The organism is Pseudomonas sp. S2_A05, assembly GCF_054668485.1.
In genome coordinates, this window is the sequence record NZ_CP162775.1 from 4,348,036 (window position 1) to 4,368,256 (window position 20,221).

The 20,221-nt window shown below is 61.9% G+C and carries 20 protein-coding genes; 12 read left to right on the top strand and 8 right to left on the bottom strand.

Translation table 11 applies throughout. The features are described 5' to 3' along the window. Positions 1-48: 48 nt before the first annotated feature. From ftsX to ftsY, 3 genes are read right to left on the bottom strand one after another with little or no spacing between them, the layout of a single operon-like run. Complete coding sequence (ftsX, locus tag AB4O12_RS19845) at positions 49-1,074, bottom strand: permease-like cell division protein FtsX (RefSeq protein WP_056786359.1); 1,026 nt, start codon at positions 1,072-1,074, stop codon at positions 49-51. Further along, on the bottom strand, positions 1,071-1,742 hold the full coding sequence (gene ftsE, locus AB4O12_RS19850; RefSeq protein WP_016772715.1) for a cell division ATP-binding protein FtsE: 672 nt from the start codon (positions 1,740-1,742) through the stop codon (positions 1,071-1,073). The genes ftsX and ftsE overlap by 4 nt, the downstream gene beginning before the upstream one ends. Continuing rightward, complete coding sequence (ftsY, locus tag AB4O12_RS19855) at positions 1,739-3,232, bottom strand: signal recognition particle-docking protein FtsY (protein WP_460059607.1); 1,494 nt, start codon at positions 3,230-3,232, stop codon at positions 1,739-1,741. Before ftsY ends, ftsE begins: the two co-directional genes overlap by 4 nt. On the opposite strand from ftsY, the gene AB4O12_RS19860 reads away from it, so the two are divergent. From AB4O12_RS19860 to AB4O12_RS19890, 7 genes are all read left to right on the top strand, one after another. Further along, positions 3,231-3,425 carry a hypothetical protein gene (locus tag AB4O12_RS19860; RefSeq protein WP_056786354.1) on the top strand — a complete coding sequence of 65 codons (195 nt, stop codon included), beginning with the start codon at positions 3,231-3,233 and terminating at the stop codon, positions 3,423-3,425. The two genes, ftsY and AB4O12_RS19860, sit on opposite strands and share 2 nt — an antisense overlap. A 415-nt stretch (positions 3,426-3,840) precedes the next feature. Next, positions 3,841-5,196 (top strand): M16 family metallopeptidase, encoded by a 1,356-nt coding sequence (locus AB4O12_RS19865; RefSeq protein WP_041476824.1) that lies wholly within the window; start codon positions 3,841-3,843, stop codon positions 5,194-5,196. Then, entirely contained in the window at positions 5,189-6,679 is a 1,491-nt protein-coding gene (locus AB4O12_RS19870; protein WP_460059610.1) for a M16 family metallopeptidase, read from the top strand. Before AB4O12_RS19865 ends, AB4O12_RS19870 begins: the two co-directional genes overlap by 8 nt. Continuing rightward, entirely contained in the window at positions 6,679-7,281 is a 603-nt protein-coding gene (gene rsmD, locus AB4O12_RS19875) for a 16S rRNA (guanine(966)-N(2))-methyltransferase RsmD (protein ID WP_460059612.1), read from the top strand. The genes AB4O12_RS19870 and rsmD overlap by 1 nt, the downstream gene beginning before the upstream one ends. Positions 7,282-7,389: 108 nt before the next feature. Further along, on the top strand, positions 7,390-8,730 hold the full coding sequence (locus tag AB4O12_RS19880) for a M16 family metallopeptidase (protein ID WP_460059614.1): 1,341 nt from the start codon (positions 7,390-7,392) through the stop codon (positions 8,728-8,730). After that, a complete protein-coding gene (locus tag AB4O12_RS19885) occupies positions 8,727-10,199 on the top strand; it encodes a M16 family metallopeptidase (RefSeq protein ID WP_460059616.1) in 1,473 nt (490 codons plus the stop codon). Before AB4O12_RS19880 ends, AB4O12_RS19885 begins: the two co-directional genes overlap by 4 nt. 71 nt (positions 10,200-10,270) lie before the next feature. Further along, positions 10,271-11,278, top strand: a complete 1,008-nt coding sequence (locus tag AB4O12_RS19890; protein WP_460059618.1) for a hydrolase — start codon at positions 10,271-10,273, stop codon at positions 11,276-11,278. Between the two features lie 252 nt (positions 11,279-11,530). On the opposite strand, the gene AB4O12_RS19895 is transcribed toward AB4O12_RS19890, so the two are convergent. Together AB4O12_RS19895 and AB4O12_RS19900 are read right to left on the bottom strand one after the other, a co-directional pair. Then, positions 11,531-12,385, bottom strand: a complete 855-nt coding sequence (locus AB4O12_RS19895) for a sulfurtransferase (protein WP_310218880.1) — start codon at positions 12,383-12,385, stop codon at positions 11,531-11,533. 31 nt (positions 12,386-12,416) lie between these two features. Continuing rightward, positions 12,417-13,088: a TetR/AcrR family transcriptional regulator gene (locus AB4O12_RS19900; RefSeq protein WP_460059619.1), complete on the bottom strand. Its 672-nt coding sequence runs from the start codon at positions 13,086-13,088 to the stop codon at positions 12,417-12,419. Positions 13,089-13,235: 147 nt separating this feature from the next. On the opposite strand from AB4O12_RS19900, the gene AB4O12_RS19905 reads away from it, so the two are divergent. The 5 genes from AB4O12_RS19905 (at position 13,236) to AB4O12_RS19925 (ending at position 17,963) form a co-directional block, all read left to right on the top strand. Beyond that, entirely contained in the window at positions 13,236-14,666 is a 1,431-nt protein-coding gene (locus AB4O12_RS19905) for a coniferyl aldehyde dehydrogenase (RefSeq protein WP_460059620.1), read from the top strand. A 29-nt stretch (positions 14,667-14,695) separates the two neighbouring features. Then, the gene (locus AB4O12_RS19910; protein WP_460059621.1) at positions 14,696-15,241 is read left to right on the top strand and encodes a twin-arginine translocation pathway signal protein; all 546 of its coding nucleotides are present in this window, start codon (positions 14,696-14,698) and stop codon (positions 15,239-15,241) included. A 131-nt stretch (positions 15,242-15,372) separates the two neighbouring features. Next, on the top strand, positions 15,373-16,968 hold the full coding sequence (locus AB4O12_RS19915) for a GMC family oxidoreductase (RefSeq protein ID WP_252868428.1): 1,596 nt from the start codon (positions 15,373-15,375) through the stop codon (positions 16,966-16,968). Positions 16,969-17,083: 115 nt separating this feature from the next. Further along, positions 17,084-17,563, top strand: coding sequence for a pantetheine-phosphate adenylyltransferase (gene coaD / locus AB4O12_RS19920; RefSeq protein ID WP_003229157.1), 480 nt, complete (start codon positions 17,084-17,086; stop codon positions 17,561-17,563). Positions 17,564-17,711: 148 nt separating this feature from the next. Next, positions 17,712-17,963 carry a YfhL family 4Fe-4S dicluster ferredoxin gene (locus tag AB4O12_RS19925; protein WP_003195146.1) on the top strand — a complete coding sequence of 84 codons (252 nt, stop codon included), beginning with the start codon at positions 17,712-17,714 and terminating at the stop codon, positions 17,961-17,963. 125 nt (positions 17,964-18,088) lie between these two features. On the opposite strand, the gene AB4O12_RS19930 is transcribed toward AB4O12_RS19925, so the two are convergent. Genes AB4O12_RS19930 through AB4O12_RS19940 form a run of 3 tightly spaced genes read right to left on the bottom strand, consistent with a single transcriptional unit; the run spans position 18,089 to position 20,106 of the window. Further along, positions 18,089-18,412, bottom strand: a complete 324-nt coding sequence (locus tag AB4O12_RS19930; protein WP_041476834.1) for a hypothetical protein — start codon at positions 18,410-18,412, stop codon at positions 18,089-18,091. A 56-nt stretch (positions 18,413-18,468) separates the two neighbouring features. Further along, entirely contained in the window at positions 18,469-19,281 is an 813-nt protein-coding gene (gene mutM, locus AB4O12_RS19935) for a bifunctional DNA-formamidopyrimidine glycosylase/DNA-(apurinic or apyrimidinic site) lyase (protein ID WP_095181322.1), read from the bottom strand. Positions 19,282-19,293: 12 nt separating this feature from the next. Next, entirely contained in the window at positions 19,294-20,106 is an 813-nt protein-coding gene (locus AB4O12_RS19940) for an HDOD domain-containing protein (RefSeq protein ID WP_164558347.1), read from the bottom strand. Between the last annotated feature and the right edge of the window lie 115 nt (positions 20,107-20,221).

The window sequence follows — 20,221 nt, forward strand, 5'->3', positions numbered from 1 at the left end:
TACAAGTTCCCATAAAAACCGCAAGGTCAATCACGCGCAAAAAAGATTCTACTTCGGCGCCAGCTCCCTGAGATGACGTGCGACTGCAATCCATGCACCGATATAACCCAACAGCACCGCGCCAAGCAAGAGCGACAGACCGTCGGCCACTGGCACACCGGCCAGGGCGAAATCACTGCCGTACAAGCCGGCCAGTCCGACCACCGCATCGTTCAGCCAGTTCAGGCCGAACGCCAATACGCCCCAGGACAACAGCCCTGCACCGAAGCCATACAACGCGCCCATATAAAGGAAAGGGCGGCGCACATAACTGTCAGTGCCGCCGACGAGTTTAATCACTTCTATCTCGGTGCGGCGGTTTTCAATATGAAGACGAATGGTATTGCCTATCACCAAAAGTAATGCAGACACCAACAACACCGTCAGACCGAAGACAAAGCGGTCGCCAAGCTTGAGGATGGCGGCCAGACGCTCGACCCAGACTAGATCAAGTTGCGCCTGTTGTACCTTCGGCAGCTCGGAAAGTTTTTGTCTTAATGCTTCGAGTGTCGGCTTGTCGACTTCGTTCGGTGTCACCAGCACCACACCCGGCAACGGGTTGTCAGGCAGCTCACGCAGGGCTTCGCCCAGGCCGGACTGCTGCTGGAATTCTTCCAGCGCCTGATCGCGGCCGACATATTCGGCATCAGCTACCCCGGGCATGCCTTTGATCTGCTCACGCAGCGCTTCGCCTTGCTCCGGGCTGGCGTCGAGTTGCAGGTACAGTGAAATCTGCGCCGCGCGCTGCCAGGAACCGCCGAGACGTTCGACGTTATTGAGCAACAGCGACAGCCCCATCGGCAGACTCAACGCCACGGCCATCACCATGCAGGTGAAGAAGCTGCCGATCGGCTGTTTGCCGAGACGGCGCAGGCTGTCGAGCAGGCTGGCGCGATGGCTTTCGATCCAGGCGCTAAACAGCGTGGCGAAGTCCGGGCCGTCGTCATCGTCGTGCTTTTTCTTTTTCTGCGGTTGCGGATCGGCGGCCTTCGGGGCCACGCGCTCGGAAACCTTCGGACTGCGTGTCGCACTCATACCCCGGCCTCCCCGTCGCCGATCAGGCGGCCGCGTTGCAGGGTCAGCATGCGATGACGCATGCGCGCGATCAGTGCCAGATCGTGACTGGCGATCAGCACGCTGGTGCCCAGACGGTTGATGTCTTCGAACACACCCATGATTTCGGCGGCCAGACGCGGGTCGAGGTTACCGGTCGGTTCGTCCGCCAGCAGCAAGGCCGGGCGATGGACGATGGCGCGGGCAATGCCGACGCGCTGTTGCTGACCGGTGGACAGATCGCCCGGGTACAGATCGGATTTGTCCGACAGCGCCACGCGTTCCAGCGCCGAATCGACGCGCTTGGCGATCTCGACCTTGGACAGGCCGAGGATCTGCAGCGGCAAGGCGACGTTGTTGAACACCGTGCGATCGAACAGCAACTGGTGATTCTGGAACACCACGCCGATCTGTCGGCGCAGGAATGGAATCTGCGCGTTGCTGATGGTGCTCAGGTCTTGCCCGGCGAGCAGCAATTTGCCGCTGGTCGGCCGTTCCATTGCCAGCAACAGGCGCAACAGCGTGGATTTACCGGCACCGGAGTGGCCGGTGACAAACAAGAACTCGCCACGACGGACTCGAAAGCTCAGCTCATGCAAGCCGACGTGACCGTTCGGGTAGCGTTTACCGACCTGTTCGAAACGAATCATGAACGCTCCCGCTCGGCAAACAGTGCCTGGACAAAGGGTTCGGCTTCAAAGGTACGCAAATCGTCGATGCCTTCACCGACGCCGATGTAGCGAATCGGCAGGCCGAATTGCTTGGCCAGGGCGAAAATCACCCCGCCCTTGGCTGTGCCATCGAGCTTGGTCAGCGCCAGGCCGGTCAGTTCGACGGTCTGGTTGAACTGCTTGGCCTGGTTGATCGCGTTCTGGCCAGTGCCGGCGTCGAGCACCAACAGCACTTCATGCGGCGCGTCGGCATCGAGCTTGCCGATCACCCGGCGAACCTTTTTCAGCTCTTCCATCAGGTTGTCTTTGGTGTGCAGGCGACCGGCGGTGTCAGCGATCAGCACATCGATGCCACGGGCCTTGGCCGCTTGCACGGCGTCGAAGATCACCGAAGCGGAATCGGCGCCGGTGTGCTGAGCGATCACCGGAATCTTGTTGCGCTCGCCCCAGACCTGCAATTGCTCTACCGCCGCAGCACGGAAGGTGTCACCAGCGGCGAGCATGACTTTCTTGCCTTCCAGTTGCAGCTTCTTCGCCAGTTTGCCGATAGTGGTGGTTTTGCCGGCGCCGTTGACGCCTACCACCAGAATCACGAACGGCTTGTTCTGCGAGGCGATTTTCAGCGGTTGTTCGACCGGTTTGAGCATTGCGGCCAGTTCGGCCTGCAGGGATTTGTACAGGGCGTCGGCGTCTGCCAGTTCCTTGCGTGCAACCTTCTGGGTCAGGCGCTGAATGATCTGCGTCGTAGCCTCGACACCGACGTCGGCGGTCAGCAGTCGGGTTTCGAGGTCGTCGAGCAGGTCATCGTCGATGGTCTTGCGCCCGAGGAACAGGCTGGCCATGCCCTCGCCGATGCTGGCGCTGGTCTTCGACAGGCCTTGCTTGAGGCGGGCGAAGAAACCGGCTTTGGTTTCTTCGGTGCGCGGGGTTTCGACTGGCGCTTCTACAGGGACTTCGACCGGCACGACCGGCACGACCGGAGCGACAACCGGCGCAGCGGCAATCGATGCGGGCTCAGGCTCGGACGGCGGGACAACCGGGGCGGCGGGTTCAGAAATGACCGGCGCTGGCTCGACAACCGGCTCAGGCACAGGCTGCGCAGCCACCTCGGCAACCGGCGCAGGAATCACCGGCGTCACATGTGACGCCGCTTCTTCAACCAGGGCCACCGGCTCTTCTGCCACCGGCAAGGTCAGCCACGGCTCGGCGGCGGGCGTCAGCGGCAGTTCGGGAGCGGCGGGCGCTTCCGGCTCGGCTTCAGCCTCCGGTTGCAGCACCGGCTCGGCGATCGGCAGCACAATCGGCGCCGGCTCTTCTTCTATTACAGGTGCAGGCGCAGGGGCCGGCTCAGGAATCGCGGGCGGCTGTTCGACGACGGGTTCCTGCGGTTTCTTCCGCAGCCATCCGAACAGGCTTTTCTTCTCGCCAGCCGCAGCTGGGCTCTTCTTGTCGTCGTTGGAACCAAACATGGAGGACGGCTATCTCACGGTAGCGACGCGCCAACAGGGCGCCCCGGCAAATAAATATTCGATGCAGAACAGACTGTGTTTCACCCAGCTTGTTCACGCGCAACATTTTGTCGAGGCACCGAAGGCACCTCAAACTTCAATTAACACGAAGGACTGGAGCGGCATCGTCGGCGAAAATGCGCAGTTCAGATGAAAAACTGCTGCTATCCGCGACAAACCCATACAGCCTGACCGGGTATCGAAACCTGATAGGCGTGGCCGCCAGTAAAACGGATCAGTATCCTAGGGCGTGTCATTGATCATTACCAGTACCGCGTGGCCGCCTGAAAACGGGCCAGACAAGGCGCAGGCCGCAGGGAATGTGCTTTCCTTGCCAAGGACTGCAACGCAGTATGGCCCGTTTTCAGGCGCCACCCGGAGGGCCGGGCCTGATAGTGTGCAGGGCTGCGTTGCTCGGAGTTTATTTGGAACAACCAAACCACACTCCTCGCGCCTTGCCCTGCACACTATCAGGCGCCGGCGCGGTACTGGTAATGATCAATGACACGCCCTACCTCTCGCCCGCCGACGCTAAGACCAAGCGGGCAGCCCAACAGGTTGAAAAACGAATGAATGCTCTAGCCCGCCGCGCTGCTGGCCTGCTGCTCAGCGCAGTCTGCCTGCCCCTTTCGGCCTTGGCGGCCGACCCGCAACCGACCCATGAATTCACCCTCGACAACGGCCTCAAGGTCGTCGTGCGCGAAGACCATCGTGCGCCGGTGGTCGTTTCGCAGATCTGGTACAAGGTCGGCTCCAGCTACGAGACTCCGGGGCAGACCGGTCTGTCCCACGCGCTTGAGCACATGATGTTCAAGGGCAGCGAAAAAGTCGGCCCCGGCGAAGCCTCGCTGATCCTGCGCGACCTTGGCGCCGAAGAGAACGCCTTTACCAGCGACGACTTCACTGCTTATTACCAGGTGCTGGCCCGCGATCGCCTCGGCGTGGCCTTTGAGCTGGAAGCCGACCGCATGGCCAATCTGCGCCTGCCGGCCGACGAGTTCGCCAAGGAAATCGAAGTCATCAAGGAAGAGCGCCGCCTGCGCACCGATGACAAGCCGATGTCCAAGGCCTACGAGCGCTACAAGGCCATGGCCTACCCGGCCAGCGGTTATCACACGCCGACCATCGGCTGGATGGCTGACCTCGACCGTATGAAAGTCGAGGAACTGCGTCACTGGTACCAATCCTGGTACGCGCCGAACAACGCCACGCTGGTGGTGGTCGGTGACGTCACTCCGGACGAAGTGAAAACCCTCGCCCAGCGCTATTTCGGCCCGGTCGCCAAACGCGACGTGCCACCGGCGAAAAAACCGCTGGAACTGGCCGAGCCCGGCGAACGCCAGATCACCCTGCGCGTGCAGACCCAACTGCCGAGCCTGATGCTTGGCTTCAACGTGCCGAGCATTGCTACCGCTGAAGACAAACGCTCGGTCAACGCCCTGCGCCTGATCTCCGCGCTGCTCGATGGCGGCTACAGCGGGCGCATCCCTACGCAGCTGGAACGTGGCGAAGAGCTGGTCTCCGGCGGCTCGTCGGACTATGACGCCTACACCCGTGGTGACAGCCTGTTCACCCTGTCGGCCACGCCAAATACGCAGAAGAAAAAGACCATCGCCCAGGCCGAAGCCGGCTTGTGGAAACTGCTTGAGCAACTGAAAACCACCGCGCCGTCTGCCGAAGAGCTGGAACGCGTCCGCGCTCAAGTCATCGCCGGCCTGGTCTACGAGCGTGACTCGATCACCAGCCAGGCCACCGCGATCGGTCAACTGGAAACGGTCGGTCTGTCGTGGAAGCTGATGGACACCGAACTGGCCGATCTGGAAAGCGTGACCCCGCAAGACATCCAGAACGCCGCGAAAAAGTATTTCACCCGCGAACGTCTCAGCGTCGCCCACGTCCTGCCTTTGGAGACGACTCATGAGTGAGCGCAAAACCCCACGCCTGATGCTGCTTGGCCTGATTGCTGTCGCGGTGATCGGCTCGGCGGCCGTGTATCTGTCGCCCGGCGCTGACAGCCACGCCAGCGAAGCCCTGGATAACGCCAAAACCAGCCAGAAACTGCAATCGCTGGCCGAACTCGACGGCAAGGCCCCGGCCAGCCGCAAGCTCGATGTACAGACCTGGAACACCGCTGACGGCGCCAAAGTGCTGTTCGTCGAAGCGCATGAGCTGCCGATGTTCGATATGCGCCTGATCTTCGCCGCTGGCAGCAGCCAGGACGGCAACGCGCCCGGCCTCGCGGTGCTGACCAACGCCATGCTCAATGAAGGTATCGCCGGCAAAGACGTCGGCGCTATCGCCCAGGGTTTTGAAGGCCTTGGGGCCGACTTCGGCAACGGTGCGTTCAAGGACATGGCGCTGGCCTCGTTGCGCAGCCTGAGCGCACCTGAGCAGCGTGAACCGGCGTTGAAGCTGTTCGCCGATGTGGTCGGCAAACCGACCTTCCCCGCCGATTCCTTCGCGCGCATCAAGAACCAACTGCTCGCCGGTTTCGAATATCAGAAACAGAACCCCGGCAAACTCGCCAGCCTGGAGCTGATGAAGCGTCTGTACGGCGATCACCCGTACGCGCATTCCAGCGACGGCACTGCCCAGAGCGTGCCGAAGATCACCCTGGCGCAATTGCGCGAGTTTCATGCCAAGGCCTACGCCGCCGGCAATGCGGTGATTGCGCTGGTTGGTGATTTGTCGCGAGCCGAAGCCGAGGCGATTGCCAATCAGGTTTCCTCGGCCCTGCCGAAAGGCCCGGCACTGGCGAAAATCGCTGCGCCGCAGGAACCGCAAGCCAGCGTCAACCACATCGAGTTTCCGTCGAAACAGACCAACCTGATGCTCGCGCAACTGGGCATCGATCGCGATGATCCGGATTACGCCGCGCTGTCGCTGGGCAACCAGATCCTCGGCGGCGGTGGTTTCGGTACGCGCCTGATGAGCGAAGTGCGCGAGAAGCGCGGCCTGACCTACGGCGTGTATTCGGCGTTCAGCCCGATGCAGGCCCGTGGCCCGTTCATGATCAACCTGCAGACCCGCGCCGAGATGAGCGAAGGCACCCTGAAACTGGTGCAGGACGTGCTCGCCGACTACCTGAAAACCGGGCCGACACAGAAAGAACTCGACGATGCCAAGCGCGAACTGGCCGGCAGCTTCCCGCTGTCCACCGCGAGCAACGCCGACATCGTTGGCCAATTGGGCGCGATGGGCTTCTATAATCTGCCACTGAGCTATCTCGACGATTTCATGCGGCAGTCGCAGAGCCTGACCGTAGAGCAGGTCCGCGATGCGCTGAACAAACACCTGAGCACGGAGAAAATGGTCATCGTCACCGCTGGCCCGACCGTGCCGCAAAAGCCGTTACCGGCCCCATCTGATAAACCTGCCGAGCAACCGCTCGGGGTTCCGGAGCATTAATGGCCACTCGAGCACCGAAAAAACCTGTGCAAAACGTGCACAACGGCGTGAACCAGCTGCGCATCATTGGCGGCCAGTGGCGCAGCCGCAAGCTGAGCTTCCCTGACGCACCGGGCCTGCGCCCGACCCCGGATCGCGTGCGTGAAACCCTGTTCAACTGGCTCGCGCCCTATGTCGAAGGGGCGAAAGTGCTCGACCCGTTCGCCGGCAGCGGCGCGCTGTTTCTCGAAGCGCTGTCCCGAGGCGCGGCTACGGCCCAGGCGCTGGACGCCAGCAACGTTGCAGTTTCCAGCCTGAAAGAGCACCTCGGCACCTTGCGTTGCAGCAACGGCCAAGTACAAACCGCCGACGCGCTGCGCTACCTGGAAACCCAGGCCGCGACGCCGTTCGATCTGGTGTTCCTCGACCCGCCGTTCAACCAGAACCTGTTACCAGCGGTTTGTACTTTGCTGGAAGAGCGCCAATGGCTGGCCACCGATTCATGGATCTACACGGAAAGCGAAACAGCGCCATCGACGCTGGGCCTGCCGGGCAACTGGCGCCTGCACCGCGAACAGAAATCCGGTCGTGTGTATTACGCGTTGTGGCAGCGCAGCGCCTGAACCATCCGCACTGCGCTTTAGCGTGCGGTAGATAGTTACCGCACCCAGTGCCTCGCAGTCCGCCACAGTGGTTGCCGCAATCTGCGTTAACCACTGAGGATTTCGCGTATGGATACGCTCTGCAGCCGGATGCTGCTTTTTCTTGGCCTCGCGCCGTTCATGACGCTGGCCGCCACGCCCCCGCCGACTCATCAATTCACCCTGGAAAACGGTTTGCAGGTACTGGTGCGCGAGGATCACCGTGCGCCGCTGGTCACTTCGCATTTGTGGTTCAAGGTCGGCTCGGCAGACGAGGCGCCGGGGCAAGCCGGGCTATCGCACGTTCTTGAACACATGCTCTACAAAGGCAGCCGCAAGACCTGCGCCGGTGAGGCTTCGCGTCTTTTGGAATCCCTGGGTGCCGAAGAAAATGCCTTCACCGCCGAGGACGTCACCGGCTACTACCAGACCTTGTCGCCGCGCTATCTGGGCGTGGTTTTCGAGCTGATGGCCGACCTGATGACGACTGCTGATTTGCACGTCGACGACCTGAAAACCGAACTGGCAGTCATCCGCGAAGAGCGCCAGCTGCGCATCGACGACGATGTCGACGCCGCTGCGCTGGAACACTTCACCAGCCAGGCGCATGTCGCCAACAGCTATCGCATGCCAGTCATCGGCTGGATGCACGACCTGCAGCACGTGGACGCCAAGGAACTTCGCCATTGGTATCAAAGCCGTTATGCGCCGGGCAACGCCGTACTGGTGATCGTCGGCGATGTCACGCTCGCACACGTGCAGCCGCTGGCCGAGCGCTATTTTGGCGCGCTCGCAAATCGTCCCGTGCCGCGCCTGTTACGGCCCGTGGAGCTGAAAGTGCCGGGCGAACGCAGACTGACCTTGCAGCGCCATGTCCCAGCAGAGCGGTTGCTGATGGCTTTCAATCTGCCCGGACTGGCCACGGCCAAAGACCTGCACACCGTGCACGCCCTGCGCCTGATCAACGCGATACTCGGCGGCGCACATGGCGCGCGCCTGCAAAAGAAACTGATTTTTACCGACCGCGTTCTCAATCGTGTCGACACTCACTACGACGAACGGACGCGCGGCGACAGCCTGCTGATGTTGACTGCCGAGCTGGCCGATCCGCCGCTGACCGATCTTGAAGGTGCGCAAGCGCGGGTGTGGGAGCAGATCGAAACGTTGCGCACCACACCACCGTCGGCAGAAGAGCTCGAGCGGGCACGCACGCAACTGATCGCGCAGCAGGTGTATGCCCGCGATTCGATTCAGGAACAGGCGCGTCAGCTGGCCAGGCTCCAGGCCATCGGCTTGCCTTGGCGAATACTCGATGAAGATGCAGCTGCATTGGCGAAAGTGACGCCGCAACAGATCCGCGAAGTGGCCGCCACGTGGCTGACACCCGAGCGTCTCAGCGTTGCCCACGTACGCAAGGTGGACGTCCGATGAGCAGGTCCTCAAGGCGCACGGGGTTGGTCCTGATGTGGCTGTCGGCTGCGGCGGCTTGCGCTGATGGTCAGCCTGAACAAGCGCGGACATCGCGCCTGCAATCGCTCAGCGAAGTCCAGGCGCTGGAAATCAAGCCGCGCGCATTGCAGATCAGGGGCTGGAAAACCCTGACCGGCACCAAGGTGCTGTTCGTGCGCACGAGCGATCTGCCGATGTTCGATATTCACGTCAGCTTCGCCGCAGGCAGCGCCCGCGACGGTAGCCTGCCGGGCCTGGCTGCCACGACCTTTTCCATGCTCAATGAAGGTATCCCCGGCAAGGATTTGTCCGCCATCGTCGAAACCTTCGACGGGCTCGGCGCGCAATGGGAAATGGACATCGATCACGACCGCGCCGTGTTCTCCCTGCGCAGCCTCAGCGATCCGGCCAAGCGCCTACCGGCGATGGATCTGTTGACGCGAATATTCAGCGAGCCATCGCTCAGCGCCCAGCGCCTGCCGCCAGTGAAAGACGAACTGCGCGCCGCGCTCATCGCAGAGCAAGGCGATGCCGCGGGTCTGGCCTCGCAGAGCATCAAGGCACTGCTTGCGCCGGACAGCCCGTACAGCCTTCCGGTCTATGGCACGCAATGGGGCCTCAATGCCGTGACCCGCGCCGCCGTGGAGGATTTCCATCGCCGCTATTACGCTGCCCGACATGCGCAAATTACCCTCGTCGGCGACCTCACTCTGGACCAGGCACAAGCGATCAGCCTGCAGATCAGCAATGCCCTGCCCAAGCCTCCTGACGCGCTGGTGTCTTCAGCAATGGCAACACCCGGAAACGTCCAGTCCAGTCACCTGGAACTGAATCAACTGCAGACCCACATTGCCTTTGCCCAAATCAGCGTGCCGCGACGACATGCCGATCACACCGCCTTGTACGCCGCCAGTCAGATTCTCGCCGGAGGCAGCAACAGTCGGTTGATGAATGAACTGCGGCACAAACGCGGACAGGTTTATGACGTGTATGGCGCCAGCGTCAATTGGGCTGGTGGCGCCGGGTTGCTGACCGTCACCTTGCAGACCGGTAGCTCCATGAGCGACAGCACCGTCGCTTTGGTGCGCTCGATGCTCAATGATTTTCTTCGGGAAGGGCCGACCGCCCCGGAACTCGAGCACCTCAAGCGCAGGCTGGCCAACAGAAATGTGCTCACCAGCGCCAGCAACCGGCACATTCTGGCCAGACTCGTGGAGATCAACCGCTACGACTTGCCGCTCGATCTGGATTACACAATGCAACAAGTGCAGAGGCTGACGGTGGACGACATCAAACTCGCTATGAACCGTCACTTGTCTGTTGATCGCTGGGTGTCGGTTACGGTCGGCCCCAGTGTCGAGCAACAGCCACTGCCTGGACCGGAGGTTGCGCCGATCGGTCAGGCTGAAGAGGACATGTGTCGCGCCGACCCGGGCTTTGTGGCAAGTTAGGCGCTTTCGTTGAGAAGCGACAGCCCGCCCTGTGCGCCGGTCGCTTTACGCAAGACCTGTCGAGATTTGCCGTGCAATCACCGTCCCCGCTTCCCGCCTCGCGTTTCGTTCCGGCCTTCGGCCTCGGCAATCCGCATCTGCAAACCCTGTGGGGTCCGCTGTGGCGCAAGACCGTGCACATCGAGCGCGAACGCGAACGCCTGTGGCTCGAGGACGGCGACTTCCTCGACCTCGACTGGCACGGCCCGCACAGCGCCGAGGCGCCGTTGGTACTGGTGCTGCACGGTTTGACCGGCTCATCCAATTCGCCCTATGTGGCGGGCATTCAAAAGGCCTTGGCCGAGCAGGGCTGGGCCAGCGTCGCGCTGAACTGGCGCGGTTGTTCCGGCGAGCCGAATCTGTTGCCGCGCAGCTACCACTCCGGCGCCAGCGAAGACCTTGCCGAAGCCATCCAGCACCTGCGCGCGAAACGACCGTTGGCGCCGTTGTACGCGGTCGGCTATTCACTGGGCGGCAACGTGCTGCTCAAACATCTTGGCGAAACCGGCAGCAACAGCGGCGTGCTCGGCGCAGTGGCGGTGTCGGTGCCGTTCAGGCTCGACCAGTGCGCAGACCGGATTGGCCAGGGATTTTCGCGGGTTTATCAGGCGCATTTCATGCGCGAAATGGTCGCCTACATCAAAAACAAGCAGCGCCAGTTCCAGCATGACGGGCGCGAAGACGGCCTGGCGAAACTGGCCGCGCTCGGCTCGCTGGAAAACATGCGTACGTTTTGGGATTTCGACGGCCGGGTTACCGCGCCATTGCACGGTTTCAATGACGCCGAGGATTACTACCGCCGCGCCTCGAGCCGCTACTACCTCGGCGAGATCCGCACGCCGACGCTGATCATTCAGGCGGCGGACGATCCCTTCGTATTTCCCCATAGCCTGCCGCAAGCCGACGAGTTGTCAGCCTGCACCCGGTTCGAATTGCAGGCGCGTGGCGGTCATGTCGGCTTCGTCGACGGCTCGTTTCGCCGGCCCGGGTATTACCTGGAGCGGCGCATACCACAATGGCTGGCCGCACTAGGTCATTGAGCGCCGCATATCCCTTGCAGGAGTGAGCCTGCTCGCGATGGCGGTGTGTCAGTCTGGAAATTCAATGCCTGACAGGACGCCTTCGCGAGCAAGCTCGCTCCCACTGGGATTTGTGTCGGCATGAAAATGCATGGCACAACCTGGTTCAATGTGGGAGCGAGCCTGCTCGCGAAAGCGGTGAGTCAGTTGGCATTTAACTCACAGACATACCGCCATCGCGAGCAGGCTCACTCCTACAGGAGATCGCTGGGTTTATTCGCCCGTGGCAATGCCGCGCGACGGTTCGTTGATCCACTCGCTCCACGATCCGGCATACAGCGCCCCCAGCGGATACCCAGCCAGGCACAGTGCGAACAGGTTGTGACACGCCGTCACTCCCGAGCCGCAATACGCGACCAGTTCCGACGGTGAGCGATCACCCAGCTTCGCCGCAAAGCGCTGCTTGAGCTGCTCCGCCGGCAAAAAACGTCCATCACTGCCGAGGTTGTCGGTGAACGCCGCGCACTGCGCGCCGGGAATATGCCCAGCCACCGGATCGATCGGTTCCACTTCGCCCTTGAAGCGCGGCAAGGCGCGGGCGTCGAGCAGGGTCAGGGTTGGCTGGCCGAGGCGCTGCTGCAATTGCTCGGCGCTGAGCAACAGGCTCATGTCCGGCTGCCCACTGAAGTTACCCGGCGTCACGCTCGGCGGATCCAGGCTCAGCGGCAGGCCGGCCGCGTGCCAGGCCTTGAGCCCGCCGTCGAGAATGAACACGCCGTCGCGCTTGCCCAGCCATGCCAGCAACCACCACGCCCGCGCCGCATACGCACCCGGGCCGTCGTCGTACAAAACCACATCGCTGTCGTTGCTGATGCCCCAGGCTTGCAGGCGCTCGATCAACACCGCCGGCTCGGGCAACGGATGACGCCCGGTCACGCCCTTCTCGACTTTACCGCTCAGATCCCGTTCCAGATCGGCGAAACTCGCCCCGGCAATATGCCCTTCGGCGTAGCTGCGCTGGCCGTAATCCGGATCTTCGAGGGCGAAACGACAATCGAGAATCACCAGCCCCGGCTGCTCTTTGCGAGCGTCCAAAGCTTGTGGGCTGATCAACTGCGCAATCGACATAACGGGCTCCTGTGGAATTCGGCTGAACGGTTTATTTCACGTCTTCAAGGGCCTGCGCCAGCGGCACATAGAACTCGTCGAACAGTGCGTTGACTTCATCCCGCGCCTGATCGGTGACAAACCCTGCCTCAAGCACCAACACCTGATACACGCCACGCTTCACGGCCTGTTCGCTGAGGTGGTTGGAGTTTTCCCGGGTGGTGCACAGAAAACGCCCCCACGACGTCAGGATGATCCACGCATTGAGGGTCAGCGATTCGATCTGCACACGGTCCATTTTCAGGATGCCGGCGGCGACGAAGCCTTCGTAGATCGCTGCGCCCTGGATCACGCAGCGCTGGGAAAAGCGCCGATAGCGCGCGGCCAGTTCCGCATCGCTGTCGAGCAGATGCTCGAGGTCGCGATGCAGAAAACGGTAGCGCCACATGGCCGAGAGCAGTTCCTTGAGATAGAAACGCTTGTCTTCGACGGTCGCCGGGCGGCCCTGAGGCGGACGCAAAAAGCTGTCCACCAGGGCTTCGTACTCACTGAACAACACGGCGATGATCGCCTGCTTGTTGGGGAAGTGGTAGTACAGGTTGCCCGGAGAAATCTCCATGTGCGCGGCGATGTGGTTGGTGCTGACGCTGCGCTCGCCCTGCTGATTGAACAGCTCCAGGCTGTTCTGAACGATGCGCTCGCTGGTTTTTATTCGTGGGGCCATGGCTTGAGCTTTAATTCAGAGTGCGTAGACGGCGCATCTTACGACCTAACCGGAAATGGATAAAACCTTGCCGTGCACGGAAGTCGTTTGACTTTCTAGAGCTTAGACTCTAAAAAGTGCCCATTACAATAAAATCCGGAGCCCGCGATGACTGCCGACATTGCCTACCTGCAAACCCTGCAACAGCCTCTTGAAACCCTCGATCGGCAGTTCCAGGCGCAACGGGCTGCATATGCCGCCAACCCGATGCCGCCGGCCGCGCAACGTCAGCAATGGCTCAAGGCTTTGCGCGATCTGCTCAGCGCTGAGCGGCAGGCATTGATCGAGGCGATCAGCGCCGATTTCAGTCACCGCAGCGCCGACGAAACCCTGCTCGCCGAACTGATGCCGAGCCTGCACGGCATTCACTACGCCAGCCGTCATCTGAAGAACTGGATGAAGCCATCGCGGCGCAAGGTCGGCATGGCCTTCCAGCCTGCTTCGGCAAAGGTGGTTTACCAGCCGCTGGGCGTGGTCGGTGTGATCGTGCCGTGGAACTACCCGCTGTATCTGGCCGTAGGGCCGATGGTCGGCGCCCTGGCGGCGGGCAATCGGGTGATGCTCAAGCTCAGCGAATCGACCCCGGCCACCGGCCTGTTGCTCAAAGAGCTGCTCGCGCGGATCTTTCCCGAAGACCTGGTTTGTGTAGTGCTGGGCGAAGCGGATGTCGGCGTAGCGTTCTCGCGGTTGCCGTTCGATCACTTGCTGTTCACCGGTTCCACCAGCGTCGGCAAACACGTCATGCGCGCTGCGGCGGAAAACCTCACGCCGGTCACCCTGGAACTGGGCGGCAAGTCGCCGGCCATCGTCTCCACAGACGTACCGCTCAAGGACGCCGCCGAACGCATCGCCTTCGGCAAGACCCTCAACGCCGGGCAGACCTGCGTCGCGCCCGACTATGTGCTGGTGCCGGAAGACCGCGTCGGCGCCTTCGTCGAGGCCTACCGTCAGGCTGTGAAAGGCTTCTACCCGACACTGGCCGACAACGCCGACTACACCGCGATCATCAACGAACGCCAGATGGCCCGACTGAACGGTTACGTCAGCGACGCGACCAGCAAGGGCGCGCTGCTGATCCCACTGTTCGAACAAGGCCAGGGCCGACGCATGCCGCACAGCGTGCTGCTCAATGTCAGCGATGAGATGACGGTGATGCAGGACGAAATCTTCGGCCCATTGCTGCCAATCGTGCCTTATCGCGATCTGGAGCAGGCATTCGCTTACATCAATCAGCGGCCTCGTCCTCTGGCTCTTTACTACTTTGGCTACGACAAACGCGAACAGCATCGCGTACTGCACGAGACCCATTCCGGCGGCGTATGCCTGAACGACACCTTGTTGCATGTCGCTCAGGACGATATGCCCTTCGGTGGCATCGGCCCCTCGGGCATGGGCCATTACCACGGCCACGAAGGTTTCCTGACCTTCAGCAAGGCCAAGGGCGTGCTGATCAAACAGCGCTTCAACGCGGCCCGGCTTATCTACCCGCCCTACGGCACATCGATTCAGAAACTGATTCAGAAGCTGTTCATTCGCTAAACGTTCGTCGACGCCGGGTAATAAAAACAATGCACCCAAGCCTGACCGAAACACCTGCCCTGTCGCGCCGTAGCCTGCTGAAATTCAGCCTCGGCGCCAGCGCGTTTCTCGCCACCGCCGGCCTTGGCGCCAGCCTCACTGGCTGCTCGTCGAGCGTCAGCGCCAACGGTTTCGTCAGTTTGCGCGACGGCGATCTGCTGTTCCTGCGCGCGCTGATCCCGGTGATGCTCGACGGCGCCGTCGCCGCCGGGGAAATGCCCGCAGCGCTAGACGGCACGCTGAAGTCGCTGGACTACAGCCTCGATCACCTGTCGCTGGAAATGCTCAAGCTCACTCGGCAACTCTTCGATGTGCTCGGCATGGCCGTGACCCGTGGCCCGCTCACCGGTATCTGGGGCAGTTGGGAAAACGCCAGCCCTGAAGCGATGCGGCATTTCCTTGAACGCTGGGAGAACAGTTCACTGAGCTTGCTGCGCATGGGCCATAGCTCGTTGCAGCAGATGGTGATGATGGCCTGGTACACCCGCGCCGAGTCCTGGGCTCACTGCGGTTATCCCGGTCCGCCGAAGGTCTGAAACCAGGGCGCGGCCTTCGCGAGCAGGCTCGCTCCCACATTTGAAATGCATCCCCCTATGGGAGCGAGCCTGCTCGCGAAGGGGCCTGCTGCATCACCTCAGCATCCAGAATAATAAAGAGAACCTGACCGATGCCCGTACCCGATCCCTTCCGCGAAGGCCTCGCCCGAGGCTGGAAAACCTACAACGGCGCGCAACTGAGCGACGACCTCACCCTCGAAGCCGACGTGGCGATCATCGGCAGTGGCGCCGGCGGCGGCACCACGGCAGAGATCCTCAGCGCGGCCGGCTACAAAGTCCTGCTGATCGAAGAAGGCCCGCTGAAGACCAGCTCGGATTTCAAACTGCTCGAAGACGAGGCCTATAGCAGCCTCTACCAGGAAGGCATCGGGCGCATGAGCAAGGACGGCGCGATCACTATCCTGCAGGGCCGCGCGGTCGGCGGTACGACGCTGATCAACTGGACCTCGAGCTTCCGCACGCCCGAGCCGACCCTCGAACACTGGGCCAGCGAGCACAACGTCACAGGCCATAGCCCGGCAGAGATGGCGCCGTGGTTCGAAAAAATGGAGCAGCGCCTCGGGGTCGCGCCGTGGATGGTGCCACCCAACGCCAATAACGACGTGATCCGCAAAGGTTGCGAGCAACTCGGCTACAGCTGGCACGTAATCCCGCGCAACGTGCGCGGCTGCTGGAATCTCGGCTATTGCGGCATGGGCTGCCCGAGCAATGCCAAGCAATCGATGATGGTCACGACCATCCCGGCGACGCTGGAAAAGGGCGGCGAGCTGCTGTATCTGGCGCGGGTGGAGAAGCTGCTGATCAGTGGCGACAAGGTTACCGGGCTGCATTGCGTGGCGATGGACGAACGCTGCGTCGAGCCGACCGGGCGCAGCATCACCGTCAAGGCGCGGCATTACGTGCTGGCCGGCGGCGGCATCAACAGCCCGGCGCTGTTGCTGCGCTCCGACGCACCGGATCCGCATGAGCGCGTGGGCAAGCGTACTTTTCTGCATCCGGTGAACATGTCCGCCGCGCGTTTCGCCGAGGTGGTCAATCCGTTTTACGGCGCGCCGCAGTCGATCTATTCCGACCATTTTCAGTGGAAGGACGGCACCACTGGGCCGATGGCTTTCAAACTCGAAGTGCCGCCGCTGCACCCGGCGCTGGCGGCCACGCTGCTGGGTGGTTTCGGCCGGGAGAACGCCCGGCACATGGCCGACCTGCCGCACACCCACGCAATGCTGGCGCTGCTGCGCGATGGCTTCCACCCGGACAGCAGCGGTGGCTCGGTGGAGCTGCGCGGCGACGGCTCGCCGGTGCTCGACTATCAGGTTTCGCAGTACGCCTGGGACGGTTTGCGCCGGGCCTTTCACGTCATGGCCGAAATCCAGTTCGCCGGCGGCGCGCAATCGGTCATGCCGATGCACGCCGACGGTCGCTATGTGAAGACACTGGCTGAGGCGCGCTCGCTGATCGACGGATTGAGCCTGGAGCTGTACCGCACGCGACTGGGCAGTGCCCACGTGATGGGTGGTTGTGCGATGGGTGAAGATCCGAAAAGCGCGGTCGCCGACAGCCTCGGTCGCCATCATCAACTGCGCAATCTGTCGATTCACGACGGCTCGCTGTTCCCCACCAGCATCGGCGCCAACCCGCAGTTGTCGGTGTATGGCCTGACCGCGCAACTGGCGACAGCCTTGGCTGACCGACTGAAAAATCCATGAAAAAGCAGAATATTCCCATCGTCTATAGTGCTTTCTTACCCAACAGGCGACTTGGCCGACCGGGAAGGCTGCGATACCATCCGACTCCCCAACGGACTCCCGCCAGGACGACGCGATGAACCGAGTGTTGTACCCAGGTACCTTCGACCCTATTACCAAGGGCCATGGCGATCTGGTCGAACGCGCCTCGCGCCTGTTCGATCACGTGATCATTGCGGTCGCCGCCAGCCCGAAAAAGAACCCGCTGTTCCCGCTGGAACAACGGGTCGAACTGGCTCGCGAGGTCACCAAACACCTGCCTAACGTGGAAGTGGTCGGTTTCTCGACGCTGCTCGCGCATTTCGCCAAAGAGCAGAACGCCAATGTGTTCCTGCGTGGTCTGCGCGCGGTGTCGGACTTCGAGTACGAATTCCAGCTGGCCAACATGAACCGCCAACTGGCACCGGATGTGGAGAGCCTGTTTCTCACGCCGTCGGAGCGTTATTCGTTCATTTCCTCGACGCTGGTGCGGGAGATTGCCGCGCTGGGCGGCGATATCAGCAAGTTCGTCCACCCGGCCGTGGCCGACGCGCTGACCCTGCGCTTCAAGAAGTAGGAGCTGCCGCAGGCTGCGATCCTTTCGTTTTTGGATCGCAGCCAAAGAGTGCCCTTGATCGCCCCCGCGTGCACTGCGAGCTTCAATGCGGCACAATTGCGCGCATTGATTTATAGCGCCCGGGCCTGCCGCCCCGGCTGGAGTTAGCATGTCCCTGATCATCACCGACGATTGCATCAACTGCGACGTCTGCGAACCCGAGTGCCCGAACGCCGCCATTTCCCAAGGCGAAGAGATCTACGTGATCGACCCGAACCTGTGCACCCAGTGCGTCGGCCACTACGACGAGCCGCAGTGCCAGCAGGTCTGCCCGGTGGATTGCATTCCACTGGACGAAGCCCATCCGGAAACTGAAGAACAGTTGATGGAGAAGTACCGCAAGATTACCGGCAAGGCCTGATCTCTTCAGTGCCCGTCCGGCCCTCTTCGCGAGCAGGCTCGCTCCCACATTTGCAATGCATTCTCCTGTGGGAGCGAGCCTGCTCGCGAATGGGCCATCAGCCACACCCCTGAAACCCGATCAGCTCACTCGCGCTGCTCGAACCCCTCCCCCGTACACCCCAGACACCGCACAAACGCTGCTTTCGCCGGGTCTACCACCAGCGCCTGACCGGCATCGCCAACACCGCCGCCGAGCGCGGTAAACGGCAACGACACCACAAACGCTCCCGCACCGATCACCGTGGCCACCACCAGCAAAGGTCGGGCAATCAGCAGGTCGCCAAGCATGGCGTACGCCGGGGGATTCTGGATGGTGTATCGCGGGTCACCGCTGCCGTTTTCCGAGGCCTGAACGGCCAAGCTGGAACACAACAGCAGCGTGACGAAGAAGACTTGCAGGAGTTTCATGGCACGATCCTTCGGGCTGAACAGTGAGACTTCTCACTATAGACCCAAGGATTTTTTCAGGTCTGGCAGCGCGGGCAAAACACGCTGGCACGCTGACCGAGCTTCACTTCGCGCAATCCGGTGCCGCAGACCTTGCAGAGCTGTCCTCCCCGGCCGTAGACAAACAGTTCCTGCTGGAAATAGCCGGGCTGACCGTCGCCGCCAATGAAATCGCGCAATGTCGTGCCGCCACGCTCAATGGCGGCGGCAAGGATGCGTTTGATCTCGATCGCCAGTTTCAAGTAACGCCCGCGGGAAATGCTCCCGGCTTCGCGGCGCGGGTCGATGCCGGCGGCGAACAGCGCTTCGGTCGCATAGATATTGCCCACCCCGACCACCACCGCGTTGTCCATGATGAACGGCTTGACCGCCATCGAGCGCCCGCGTGACAGCTTGAACAATCTTTCGCCATCGAACAGATCGGTCAGCGGCTCCGGTCCGAGGCGAATCAGCAGTTCGTGATTGAGCGGGTCGTTGCTCCACAGCATCGCGCCGAACCGTCGCGGGTCGGTGTAGCGCAGGGCCAGACCCGATTCCAGTTCGATGTCGACGTGCTCGTGCTTCAACGCCGGCAACCCGGCCTCGACCAGACGCAGATTGCCCGACATGCCCAGATGGCTGATCAGTGTGCCGATCTCGGCGTTGATCAACAGGTACTTGGCGCGCCGCTCCACCAGCACGATGCGCTGCCCGGACAGGCGCACATCGAGGTCTTCGGGGATCGGCCAGCGCAGGCGCCGGTCGCGGACGATGACGCGGCTGACACGCTGGCCTTCCAGGTGCGGGGCGATCCCGCGACGGGTGGTTTCGACTTCCGGCAGTTCAGGCATGGTGTCCTCGGATCAATGCGCGCCGAGGTCGCGAATCGTTTGTTTGAGTGTTTCGAAGTCGTAGTCCGACAGACCGACGTAATCGAGCACCAACGGGCCGACCGCGTTCCACTCGAAATCTTCGGTCTGGTTGCCCAGCACCCGATACGAGGCGCAGATGTGCTCGGCCATTTTCAGAATCGCCAGCAAATTTTTCAGCTGGCTGTTCTTCGACGATTCGTCGCTGAAAATCGCCAGCGCGTTGTGGTGGTTGGCGATGGCGGCGCTGACATGCTCCGGCAGGCGCCAGGACTTGGCAGTGTAGTAACCGACCACGGCGTGATTGGTGTTGAACACACGGTTTTCCGTATCGACCACACGGCATTCCGGGCTGGCGCTGGCATAGGCCTCTTCCAGTACGGTCATGTAGTTGGGGAAACGCTGCAGCATCAACGGTACGCCGCAATCGTGGAACAGCCCTAACGCATAGGCTTCGTCACCGGCCTGGGTGCCGATGCGCTTGGCCAGGGTCAGGCAGGTCATCGCCACGTCCTGCGCGGTGTCCCAGAAACGGTTGAGGGTGACGATGGTGTCGTCGTTCATCTCGCCCTTGATCGACTGCGCGTTGATCAGGTTGATGATCGAGCGGCTGCCCAACAGGTTCACCGCACGCTGGATCGAGGTGATCTTGTTGCTCAGGCCGTAATACGGCGAGTTGACGATTTTCAGCAGCGCGCCGGACAGGCCGGGATCCTGGGAGATCAGCTTGGCGATCACCTCCAGGTCCGGGTCGGGCATGTACTGCTCCATTTGCAGATCCACCATGATCTGCGGTTGCGCCGGCACACTGATGCCTTGCAGCGATTGTTGAATCTGTTCGGTGGTCAGCTCTTGGGACATAAGTACACACTCCGGGGCAGGCGGCGATTCTAACCGCTGAAACGGCAGGGCGACACACCGA

Coding starts and splice junctions, on each gene's coding strand:
- AB4O12_RS19915 (WP_252868428.1), top strand. CDS start 15,373: ATGCCCGTACCCGATCCCTTCCGCGAAGGCCTCGCCCGAGGCTGGAAA.
- AB4O12_RS19870 (WP_460059610.1), top strand. CDS start 5,189: ATGAGTGAGCGCAAAACCCCACGCCTGATGCTGCTTGGCCTGATTGCT.
- ftsE (WP_016772715.1), bottom strand. CDS start 1,742: ATGATTCGTTTCGAACAGGTCGGTAAACGCTACCCGAACGGTCACGTC.
- mutM (WP_095181322.1), bottom strand. CDS start 19,281: ATGCCTGAACTGCCGGAAGTCGAAACCACCCGTCGCGGGATCGCCCCG.
- coaD (WP_003229157.1), top strand. CDS start 17,084: ATGAACCGAGTGTTGTACCCAGGTACCTTCGACCCTATTACCAAGGGC.
- ftsX (WP_056786359.1), bottom strand. CDS start 1,074: ATGAGTGCGACACGCAGTCCGAAGGTTTCCGAGCGCGTGGCCCCGAAG.
- AB4O12_RS19865 (WP_041476824.1), top strand. CDS start 3,841: ATGAATGCTCTAGCCCGCCGCGCTGCTGGCCTGCTGCTCAGCGCAGTC.
- rsmD (WP_460059612.1), top strand. CDS start 6,679: ATGGCCACTCGAGCACCGAAAAAACCTGTGCAAAACGTGCACAACGGC.
- ftsY (WP_460059607.1), bottom strand. CDS start 3,232: ATGTTTGGTTCCAACGACGACAAGAAGAGCCCAGCTGCGGCTGGCGAG.
- AB4O12_RS19905 (WP_460059620.1), top strand. CDS start 13,236: ATGACTGCCGACATTGCCTACCTGCAAACCCTGCAACAGCCTCTTGAA.
- AB4O12_RS19885 (WP_460059616.1), top strand. CDS start 8,727: ATGAGCAGGTCCTCAAGGCGCACGGGGTTGGTCCTGATGTGGCTGTCG.
- AB4O12_RS19895 (WP_310218880.1), bottom strand. CDS start 12,385: ATGTCGATTGCGCAGTTGATCAGCCCACAAGCTTTGGACGCTCGCAAA.
- AB4O12_RS19880 (WP_460059614.1), top strand. CDS start 7,390: ATGGATACGCTCTGCAGCCGGATGCTGCTTTTTCTTGGCCTCGCGCCG.
- AB4O12_RS19930 (WP_041476834.1), bottom strand. CDS start 18,412: ATGAAACTCCTGCAAGTCTTCTTCGTCACGCTGCTGTTGTGTTCCAGC.
- AB4O12_RS19860 (WP_056786354.1), top strand. CDS start 3,231: ATGGAGGACGGCTATCTCACGGTAGCGACGCGCCAACAGGGCGCCCCG.
- AB4O12_RS19925 (WP_003195146.1), top strand. CDS start 17,712: ATGTCCCTGATCATCACCGACGATTGCATCAACTGCGACGTCTGCGAA.
- AB4O12_RS19900 (WP_460059619.1), bottom strand. CDS start 13,088: ATGGCCCCACGAATAAAAACCAGCGAGCGCATCGTTCAGAACAGCCTG.
- AB4O12_RS19910 (WP_460059621.1), top strand. CDS start 14,696: ATGCACCCAAGCCTGACCGAAACACCTGCCCTGTCGCGCCGTAGCCTG.